9 protein-coding genes are annotated in these 10,015 nt (G+C 70.7%); 3 read left to right on the top strand and 6 right to left on the bottom strand.

The window, feature by feature from the left end; translation table 11 throughout:
• Window positions 1–118 precede the first annotated feature (118 nt).
• Window positions 119–910, bottom strand: coding sequence for a DeoR family transcriptional regulator (locus ACFZCY_RS15835; RefSeq protein WP_391173014.1), 792 nt, complete (start codon window positions 908–910; stop codon window positions 119–121).
• A gap of 170 nt (window positions 911–1,080) precedes the next feature.
• On the opposite strand from ACFZCY_RS15835, the gene ACFZCY_RS15830 reads away from it, so the two are divergent.
• From ACFZCY_RS15830 to ACFZCY_RS15820, 3 genes are read left to right on the top strand one after another with little or no spacing between them, the layout of a single operon-like run.
• Window positions 1,081–2,514 (top strand): Nramp family divalent metal transporter, encoded by a 1,434-nt coding sequence (locus ACFZCY_RS15830; RefSeq protein WP_391173010.1) that lies wholly within the window; start codon window positions 1,081–1,083, stop codon window positions 2,512–2,514.
• An 8-nt stretch (window positions 2,515–2,522) separates the two neighbouring features.
• Window positions 2,523–3,473 (top strand): NAD(P)-dependent oxidoreductase, encoded by a 951-nt coding sequence (locus tag ACFZCY_RS15825; protein WP_391173007.1) that lies wholly within the window; start codon window positions 2,523–2,525, stop codon window positions 3,471–3,473.
• A 59-nt stretch (window positions 3,474–3,532) separates the two neighbouring features.
• Window positions 3,533–4,300, top strand: coding sequence for an aldolase/citrate lyase family protein (locus ACFZCY_RS15820; protein WP_391173005.1), 768 nt, complete (start codon window positions 3,533–3,535; stop codon window positions 4,298–4,300).
• Window positions 4,301–4,343: 43 nt separating this feature from the next.
• On the opposite strand, the gene ACFZCY_RS15815 is transcribed toward ACFZCY_RS15820, so the two are convergent.
• From ACFZCY_RS15815 to ACFZCY_RS15795, 5 genes are all read right to left on the bottom strand, one after another.
• The gene (locus ACFZCY_RS15815; protein ID WP_391173670.1) at window positions 4,344–5,714 is read right to left on the bottom strand and encodes an NAD(P)/FAD-dependent oxidoreductase; all 1,371 of its coding nucleotides are present in this window, start codon (window positions 5,712–5,714) and stop codon (window positions 4,344–4,346) included.
• A 76-nt stretch (window positions 5,715–5,790) separates the two neighbouring features.
• A complete protein-coding gene (locus ACFZCY_RS15810) occupies window positions 5,791–6,780 on the bottom strand; it encodes an alcohol dehydrogenase catalytic domain-containing protein (RefSeq protein ID WP_391173001.1) in 990 nt (329 codons plus the stop codon).
• Complete coding sequence (locus ACFZCY_RS15805) at window positions 6,777–7,655, bottom strand: ABC transporter permease subunit (protein WP_391172998.1); 879 nt, start codon at window positions 7,653–7,655, stop codon at window positions 6,777–6,779. The genes ACFZCY_RS15810 and ACFZCY_RS15805 overlap by 4 nt, the downstream gene beginning before the upstream one ends.
• Complete coding sequence (locus ACFZCY_RS15800; RefSeq protein WP_391172995.1) at window positions 7,652–8,617, bottom strand: ABC transporter permease subunit; 966 nt, start codon at window positions 8,615–8,617, stop codon at window positions 7,652–7,654. The genes ACFZCY_RS15805 and ACFZCY_RS15800 overlap by 4 nt, the downstream gene beginning before the upstream one ends.
• A complete protein-coding gene (locus ACFZCY_RS15795) occupies window positions 8,610–9,965 on the bottom strand; it encodes an extracellular solute-binding protein (RefSeq protein WP_391172992.1) in 1,356 nt (451 codons plus the stop codon). Before ACFZCY_RS15795 ends, ACFZCY_RS15800 begins: the two co-directional genes overlap by 8 nt.
• Between the last annotated feature and the right edge of the window lie 50 nt (window positions 9,966–10,015).

Raw genomic sequence — 10,015 nt, 5'->3', positions numbered from 1 at the left:
CCCGGGCGCGTGCCCAGCCGCGCGGCCCCCGGCGCCCCCCAACACCGGCCGGGGGGGGGGCCGGGGTGTGCGGGGGGGGGGCGCGGCCGCGGAGCCCCCCCGCCCCCCCCACCCGTTCTCATACGGTGATCACTTCCGTGTCGCGGAGGGCGCGGAACGGCGCGAGCTGGTCATCGGTGGCGCCGTCGTCGGTGACCAGCGTCCAGGGCCCGTCCAGCGGGGCCCACGCGGTGAACGGGGACTGGCCCAGCTTGCTGCTGTCGGCGAGCACGAACACCTCCCGGCCGCGGTCGGCCATCATCTCCTTCAGCGAGGTCTGGTGCAGACTGGCCTCGCATATGCCTCGCCGCGCGTCGAGCCCGTCGGCGCCCAGGAAGACCTTGTCCGCGGTGAGCCGGGACAGGGCGAGTTCGGCGAGCGGGCCGACGAAGCCCTGGCTGACGTGGCGCAGCGTCCCCGCGAGCGTGATCAGCTCGATGCCGTCCACCTCGGCCAGCGCGCGCAGCGCGGTCAGTCCACTGGTGATGACGGTGAGTTCGGTGCGGGCGCGCAGATGGTGGGCGAGCCGGCCGGTGGTGGTGCCCGCGTCCAGGATGACGGTGTCGCCCTGCCCGATCCGGGCGGCCGCCCACCGGCCGATGCGGTCCTTCTCGGCCACCGCGAGCCCGCTGCGCTGCCCGAGCGTCGGCTCGGCGGTGTGTCCCGCGCTCATGGCGCCGCCGTAGGTGCGGGCGATGGTGCCCTGCTCGGTGAGCAGGGCGAGGTCCCGGCGGATGGTGGAGGGGGTCACCTCCAGTGAGCGCGCCAGCTCCTCGACGACGACCGTGCCATCGGTCCGGATCGTGCGGGCGATCAGTTCCCGGCGGTCAGCGGCGCGCAGTCGCCGCTGACCCTCCCCGTTGGATGTCATTTTCGCCTGCCATCCTCTCCGCGACTCCCCGCGACTCTGCGTGACTGGGGGAGCACCCTATCAGTCTGCGCATTCCGCGCTGTTTCGTCGCGGGTATGGGCCAGACTCTTGCGTGTTACGTGCAAGCATGCGAGCGTTCCGCTCACAACACGCATGTAACGGGAGGGTCCATGAAGGCGGAGAGTGTGCCGGTCGACGTCGGAGCGGGCAGCGAACCCGCGTCCGACGATCCGTACGCACTGCGGGCGCGCGACGTCCTGGAGCCGCCGAGCGACCTCAAGGGCACCGTCAAGCGCCTCGGGCCCGGCATGATCCTCTCCGCGGCGGTGGTCGGCTCCGGTGAACTGATCACCACCACCTCGCTCGGCGCCAAGGCCGGATTCGTCCTGCTGTGGCTGGTGATCGCGAGCGCGCTGGTCAAGGTGTGGGTGCAGATGGAGCTGGCCCGCTGGACCATCCTCACCGGCAAGACCGCGCTGGCCGGGTACAGCCAGGTCGCGCCCCGAGTCGGCCGGGTCGGCTGGATCAACGTGCTGTGGATCCTGATGGACTTCGCCAAGATGCTCCAGCGCGGCGGCATGATCGGCGGCGCGGCGGCGGCGTTCAGCATCCTCGCCCCGATCGGCGGCGACCCGCTGGGCCGCACCTCGCTCACGGCGTGGACCGTCATCGTGATCGTCTCCGTCGTCGCCCTGATGTACACCAACCGCTACGGGCTGGTGGAGAAGGCCGGGTTCATCACCGTCGTGATCTTCACGCTCTCCACGGTCGCCCTCGCCGTGGGACTGCCCTGGACCGAGTTCCCCTACAGTGGCGCGGACCTGGGCTCCGGGCTGACCCTCTCCATCCCGGCCGGCACCCTCGGCTTCGCCGTCGCCATGTTCGGCATCACCGGGGTCGGCGCCGATGAGATGACCACGTACACCTACTGGTGTCTGGAGAAGGGCTACGCGCGCTGGACCGGCCCGGACGACGGCACCGAGGCGCGGGCCAAGCGCGCCGAGGGCTGGATCCGGGTCATGCGGACCGACGCCCTCGTCTCCTGGCTCATCTGCACCCTGTGCACGCTGTCCTTCTACGTCATCGGCGCGGCCATCCTGCACCGGCAGGGCCTGGTGCCCGAGGGCAACGAGATGATCAGCACCCTGTCCCGGATGTACACCGACACCCTCGGCCCCTGGGGCAAGTCCCTCTTCCTGGCCGGTGCCATCGCCGTCCTCTACTCGACGATCATCGCCTCCACCGCGAGCGTGCCCCGGCTGTGGACCAACACCCTCGGCCTGCTCGGCCTGCTCGACTGGAAGAACGTCACCACCCGCAAGCGCGCCATCCGCGTGCTCACCGTCGTACTGCCGCCGCTGTGGGCCGCCAGCTTCCTCTACATCCAGGAGCCGGTGCTGATGGTGCAGGCCGGGGGGATCGCGGGCGGCGTCTTCCTGGTCGCGGTCGTCATCGCCGTATGGCATCTGCGCGCCACCGAGGTGGCCCCGCGCTTCCGCCGCAATCCCGCGCTGAACTGCGCACTCGTGCTGAGCAGCGCGGCCATCGGCGCACTCGGAATCTATTCGGTCCTCGATGTCTTCGGCCTCGGGATGGGGAGTTGAGCCAGACCATGGGACACGACGTCCTGGTGACCACGCCGAGCTTCGGCCAGCACTCCCGGGCCCCCTGGGAGGTGTTCGAGCAGGCCGGTGTCCCGGTGCGCACCGCGCGCGCCGCGCATCCGCTGGCGCAGGCGCAGCTGATCGACGAGGCGGCGGGCGCGGACGCCCTCGTCGTCGGGCTCGACCCCGTGACGGCGGCCGTCCTCGACGCGGCCCCCGGGCTGAAGGTCATCGCCAAGCACGGGGTCGGCGTCGACAACATCGACCTCACCGCGGCCGCCGCGCGCGGTGTACGGGTGGTCAACGCGCCCGGCACCAACACCACCGCCGTCGCCGACATGGCCGTGGCCCTGCTGCTGGCCGCCGTACGCCGGATCGTGCCCGCCCACGCCTCCGTCACCGGCGGCCGCTGGGACCGCTTCTTCGGTCCCGAACTGGCCGGTCGCACGCTCGGCATCGTCGGCTTCGGCCGGATCGGGCAGGCCGTCGCCCGGCGCGCCCGGGGCTTCGACATGGAGATCGTCGCCTACGACCCGCATCTGCCGGAGGGCGTTTTCGCCGAGCAGGGCGTACGCTCCGTACCCCTGGACGACCTGCTCGCCCTGAGCGACGCCGTCACCCTGCATCTGCCCATGCCCTCCGGCGGGCCCCTGCTGGGCCGTGCCCGGCTGGAAGCCATGAAACCCGGCTCCTGCGTGATCAACACCGCGCGGGGCGGGCTCGTCGACGAGGGCGCCCTCGCCGAACTGCTCCACAGCGGACACATCGCGGCGGCCGGAATCGACGTGTTCGCCACCGAGCCCCCCGCCGGAAACCCGCTGCTCACCGCGCCGAACACGGTGCTCACCCCGCACTGCTCGGCCTTCACCCACCAGGCGAACGCCGCGATGGGCAGCGCCGTGGCCGCGGACGTGGTGCGGGTGCTGCGCGGCGAGGACCCGGTGAACCCCGTGGTGTGACGTTCCTTCCCTACGCCCCCTATCGACCCGACCAGAGAAATCGAGAGAAGCTCCAGACCATGAACACTTCCCCCGCCGACTTCGCATCCCGGCTCCGCGCACGTGAGCGGATCCTCGGCTACTGGGTCGTCCTCGACAACCCCGTCGGCACCGAGCGGCTGGCCGGGCTCGGCTACGACTACATCTGCGTCGACGCCCAGCACGGTCTGCTCGACTACAAGGGCACGCTCGGAGCGATGACCGCCATCGACGCCCGCGGCACCGCCGCCGGAATGGTGCGCGTCCCCGCCAACGACGGCTTCTGGATCGGCCAGGCCCTGGACGCGGGCGCCCGCGGCGTCATCGTCCCCCTGGTCAACACCGCCGAGCAGGCCGCCGCCGCGGTGAGCGCCTGCCGCTACCCCCCGCTCGGCGTCCGCAGCTACGGCCCGATGCGCTCCGGCCTGCGCGTCGGCCCCGTCCCGGCCGAGGCGAACGAGCAGGTCGCCTGCGTCGTGATGATCGAAACGGCGGAGGCGCTGGGCAACACGGAGGAGATCTGCGCGACGGAGGGGCTGGACGGCGTCTACATCGGCCCGTCCGACCTCACGATCGCCCTCGGCGGCCGCACCTCCACGGACACCTCGGTGGCGGAACGGTTCGACGCGGCCCTGGCGAAGGTCGCGCAGGCCGCGGAGGCGGCCGGGATCGCGGCCGGAATCCACTGCCCGGACGGCGCCACGGCCGCCAAGCGGCTGGCCCAGGGCTTCACGTTCGCCACGGTCAGCTGCGACCTGGTCCACCTGGAACAGGCCGCGGCGGCCCACCTCCGCGACGCCACCGCCTGACCCCGACCGGGGCCCCCGCCGGGGCTACGGCTCGACGCCGGGGCTACGGCTCGACCCGCAAGGGCGGGGAAGCCAGGCCCCGGGCCCGGGGGAGCAGCACCGTCCGCAGGGCGACGGCGGGGGAGAGCAGACGGGACGGCGGCGCGGCCAGGTGGGTGATGTCGCGGAACGCGGCGCCGACCACGGGGTCGACGGCCGCCCGGTCCGCCAGCCGTCCGAAGTACCAGGTCTGCACCCGCTCGGCGGCGCCCGGCGGCGTGGTGTCCGAGCCCGCCGCGTACGGGCGGTCCGCGCCGATGGCGGTCAGCCAGGCGGTGTCGCCCGCCCGGGCGACGGCGCGCTGGGCGGCGGCCGCGAGGCCGGGGCGCACCCCGCCGTCGGCCAGGGCGCCACGCAGCGCCAGCCCGCTCAGCGCGGCGACGGACATCCCCTGCCCGTAGATTGGGTTGAACGTACAGGCGGCGTCCGCGACCACGACGAACCCCTCCGGTACCCCGCCCGGCGCGTCGTAGTGGCGGCGGCGGTTGGAGGTGTCGCGGAAGCCGTACGGCGGGGACACCGGCTCGCAGGTGCGCAGGTGCTCGTACAACTCGGGCGCGCCGAGGGCCTGTACGAAATCGAGCACGGCAGGCCCCTCGGTCGGCGGATGATGTCCGCGCACACCGGCGAGGGTCAGCAGCCAGTTGCCGCCCTCGACCGGGGACCAGGCCGCGCCACGGGGGCAGCCGGGGCGCGGCTGGATGACCACGGACATGTCCAGCGGCTCGGCGGGTCGGAACATCTGCGTGGAGTAGCCGATTCCGGCGTCGACGATCTCCTCGCGCGGTGCTCGGCGGCCCAGTTCGTCCAGCCACCTCGGGGTCCGCGAGCCGCGCCCCGAGGCGTCGACGACCAGATCGGCGGAGAGCTCCCGCTCGGCGCGCCCGGTGTCGCGCGAGCGCAGCCGCACGCCGGTCACCCGGTCCGCGCCGCCGAGCAGTCCGATGGCCTCGGTGGCCTGCAGCACCTCCACCCGGGTCCCGGAGCCCGCGGCCCGGGCCAGCACGCTCGTCCGTACGGTGGTGTCGAAGAGCGGACGGGTGCAGCTGATCATGGTGTGTCTGCCCTCGTGGAACCGGCGGTGCCAGCCGTTGGAGGCCCGGGTGATCACATCGCGCGGCGCCTCCAGCAGCCGCGCGCCCGCCGCCCGCAGCTCCGACGTCGCTCCGGGGAGCAGCTCTTCCAGGGCCCGGCAGCCGCCGCTGAGGAAGACATGCAGATGGCGCCCCTGGGGGACGCCCTTGCGGAAGACGGGCTGCTCCGGGTAGCGATCGCGCTCCACGATGGTGACCGTGTCCGCGTGGCCGATGAGCGCGGCGGCGGCCAGGGTTCCCGCCAGGCCGCCACCCACCACTAACGCGTCGCCCCTGCCCATCCGCCGCCTCCCGTCCACCGTGATCGTCGCGGCCCAAGCCTGGTGGTACCGGACCTGGGCCGTCAACCACACACGGTTACGGCTCGACCACGATCTTGCGGCCCTGGCCGGAGCGGAACTGCTCCAGCGCCTCGGGATACTCGGCGAGCGGCATCCGGTGGCTGATGAAGATCTTCGGGTCGAGGACACCGGAGGCGAAGAGCCCGGCAGCGCGTTCGTAGCTGTGCAGCACCGCCATGGAGCCGGTGATGGTGATCTCCTGGTTGTAGATCTTGTACGGCTCGATGGTGGCCCGGGTCGCGTAGTCGGAGACCCCGAACTGCAGGAAGGTGCCCGCCTTGGCGACCCGGCCGAGACCGTCCTGGATGGCGGCCTGGTTGCCGGTGGCGTCGATGACCACGTCCCAGCCGCGCGACTGGTCGAGTTCGTCGGCCGAGGCCGCGGCCCGGGAGCAGCCGAGGGTCTTGGCGGTGGACAGCCGCTCGGGGTTGACGTCGAGGACGTCGACGCTGGTGGCGCCGGTCCGCTTGGCCAGCTCCAGCATCATCAGCCCCATGGTGCCGGAGCCGTAGATGAGCACTTCGGCGCCCAGATTGCCATGGAGAACGTCGTAGCCGCGCACCGCGCAGGACAGCGGCTCGATCAGGGCCGCGTCGCCGACGTCCACGTGCTCGGGGAGCCGTACGCAGTTGGCCACCGGCGCGACGGCGAACTCGGCGGCGCCGCCGGGGACGCTGACTCCGATGGCGTTCCAGTTGTCGCACAGGTTGCCCCGGCCGATGCGGCAGTAGCGGCATTCGTGGCAGTGCAGGGAGGGGTCGACGGCGACGCGGTCGCCGACCGCCACCTCGGTGACGTCCTTGCCGATGCCCACGACCTCCCCGGCGAACTCATGGCCGGGCACGATCGGCAGGGTGGGCGCGAACTCCCCCTGCAGGATGTGCAGATCGGTTCCGCACAGCCCACAGGCCGCCACGTCGACGACGACCTCGCGGGGCCCCGGGGCCGGATCGGCGACCGTGGCGACGGTGACCTTGCCGGGTGCTTCGATGACGGCGGCCCTCATTTGACTGCTCCTAGCGACAGGCCCTGGACGAGTTTGTCCTGGGCGGCGAACCCCGCGGCCAGCACCGGCAGGGAGATGACGATCGACGCGGCGCACACCTGGGCCAGGAACAGCCCCTGGCTGGTGACGAAGCCGGTCAGGAAGGCCGGTGCGGTCTGGGCGACCACGCCGGTGAGCACCTGGGCGAACAGCATTTCGTTCCAGCTGAAGATGAAGCAGATCAGCGAGGTGGCGGCGATGCCCGGGCCCGCGATCGGGGCCACCACCCGGGCCAGGATGGTCGGCAGCCGGGCCCCGTCCATCTGCGCGGCCTCGATGATGGACACCGGGATGTCGGCGAGGAAGGACTGCATCATCCACACGGCGATCGGCAGATTCATCGACGTGTAGAGGATGACGAGCAGCCACACGTTGTCCAGGAAGCCGGTGTTCTTCGCGAACAGATACACCGGCAGCAGCCCGGCCACCACCGGCAGCATCTTGGTGGACAGGAAGAAGAACATCACGTCGGTCCACTTGCGGACCCGCCGGATCGACAGCGCGTACGCGGCCGGAAGCGCCAGCACCAGCACGAAGAGAGTGGAGAAGAGGGACGTGCCCAGCGAGTTGAGCAGCGCGGGCCAGGGGCTGGCCCCGCCGTCCACGCCGAAGAACGCCTTGTAGCCGTCGAGGGTCAACGGGGCGGCCGGCGAGGGCGGATTGGTGGCGGCGTCGCTCTCGGAGTGGAACGAGGTGAGCAGCATCCACAGGACCGGCAGGACGAACAGGATGCCGATGAACCAGGCCAGCAGGGCGAGCGCGGTACCGCGGCGCCGGGCCCGCCGGGCGGCCGGCGGAACCGCGGTGATGGCCGCGGGGGCGGTCAGGGTGGTCATGCGCGGGACACCTCCTCACGGAAGAGGGACGACACCACGCGCAGCGCGAAGGTGGCGATGATGATCGTGCCGATCACGACCAGCACACCCGCCGCCGATGCCAGCCCGTACTCGTGGGCGTTGTAGAAGGTTTCGTAGATGGTGTAGGGCAGGTTGGCGGTGTCGAGACCGCCGCGGGTCAGGGTGAACACGGCGTCGAAGTTCTGCACGATGTAGATCGACCCGAGCAGGGTGCCCAGCTCCAGATAGCGCCGCAGATGGGGCAGGGTCAGAAAGCGGAAGATCTGCCAGTTGCCCGCGCCGTCCAGCCGGGCCGCCTCGATCATGTCCAGCGGCCGGCTCTGCAGCCCGGCCAGCAGGATGAGCATCATGAACGGTGTCCACTGCCAGATCAGCGACGCCTCCACGGCCATCAGCGGCATATCGCTGAGCCATTCCGGCTGGGGCCCGCCCAGCCAGTTCAGGACGCCGTTGAACAGCCCGTACTCGGGGTTGTACAGCGCATGCTTCCACAGCAGCGCCGAGGCCACCGGCACCAGCAGGAACGGCGCGATGAGCATCGTGCGGACGAGCCCCCGGCCGCGGAACTTGCGGTCCAGCAGCAGCGCCAGCGCCAGCCCCAGCACCACGCTGATGATGACCACGGTGGCGGTCAGCAGCACGGTGGTGAGGATCGACTCGCGCAGCGCGGCGTCGCTCGCCACCGTCTTGTAGTTCTCCAGCCCCGCGAATTCACGCTTGTCGGGGCGGAAGGAGTTCCAGTCGAAGAGGGAGATCACCAGCGTCGCCACGAACGGCAGCTGGGTGACCACGATCAGGAAGATCAGCGCGGGCATCAGCGGTGCCCGGGTGGCCCACTCCCTGGCCCGGTTCCTCGGCGGCCGGCCGCTGTTGGGGGACGCGGCGGCCACGGTCGGTGGGCGCTCGCCGCGAACGGGGACCGCCGTTGTCGGATTACTCATCTCGGTACTCCTCGCCCACCTTCTCGGCCAGCTTCTGCGACGTCTTCAATGCTTCGTCGACGGATTGCTTCCCGGCGATGGCGGCGCTGATCTCCTGGGCGACCTTGGTGCCGAGATCCGCGAATTCGGGGATGTCGACGAACTGGATGCCCATGGTCGGCCGCTCCTGCACCCCGGGGTCGCGCGGCTTGGCGCTGGTGATGGCCTTCCGGGTGACCTCGGAGAAGGCGCCGGCGGAATCGCGGTAGTCCTGATTGGCGTAGGTCGAGGCCCGTTTGCCCGCGGGCACGTTGGACCAGCCGAACGTCTTGCCGACCAGGTTCTCGTACTTCTTGCTGGAGGCCCAGGAGATGAACTTCCACGCCTTGTCGGAGTTGCGCGAGGCCTTCTGGATGCCCCACGCCCAGGTGTAGAGCCAGCCCGAGCTCTCGGTCTTCTCCACCGGCGCCTGGACATAGCCGATCTTGCCCTTGACGGGGGACTTGGCGCCCTCCAGCGACCCGGCGGCCGAGGTGGCGTCGTACCACATGGCGCTCTTGCCCTGGGTGAGGTTGTTGAGGCACTCGGCGAAGCCGGACTGGGAGGCACCGGCCTCACCGTGCTTGCGCACCAGGTCGACATAGAACTTGGTCGCCTTGACGAACTCCGGCGAGGTCAGCCGGGCCTTCCAGTCCTTGGTGAACCAGGTGCCGCCGAAGGTGTTGACGACCGTGGTGAGCGGGGCCATCAGCTCGCCCCAGCCGGGCAGCCCGCGCAGACAGATGCCGTTCATGCCCTTGCGGGCGCCGTCGGCCTTGGCCGCGAGATCCGCCACCTGCTTCCAGGTGGGCCGCTCGGGCATCTTCAGATGCTTCTCGGCGAAAATATCCTTGCGGTACATCAGAAACGACGACTCGCCGTAGAAGGGCTCCCCGTACAACTGGCCGTCACCGGCGGTCAGGGACTCTCGCATCGGCGGAAGAATGTCCTTCTGGTCGAACGCCTTGTCCTTGGCGACATGGTCGTCCAGCGGCATCAGCCAGCTGTTCTCGGCGTAGAACGGCACCTCGAAATTGCTGATGGTGGCGACGTCGTACTGCCCGGCCTGATTGGAGAAGTCCTGACTGATCTTGTCGCGGACATCGTTCTCCGGCAGCACCGTGAACTTGACCTTGATGCCCGTTTCCTTGGTGAAATGCTTCGCGGTCAGCTTCTGCAAATCCATCATCTGCGGGTTGTTCACCATCAGCACATTGATGGTGTTGCCGCCGGAGCTGCCGCCGCCCATACCGGCGCACCCCGCGAGGAGCGCGCCCGCGGCCAGGGCCACGACCGGTATCCGGGCAGCACGAAGTGTCAGGACTGGCATAACGGGTCCAATCGGAGGGACGTGGGAGAGGGAGACGTGGGGACGGGAAG

This window comes from Streptomyces sp. NPDC007983 (assembly GCF_042958345.1).
Lineage (GTDB): Bacteria > Actinomycetota > Actinomycetes > Streptomycetales > Streptomycetaceae > Streptomyces.
Note: the sequence above shows the minus strand (reverse complement) of the source record. Positions and strands in the feature narration are given on the sequence as shown.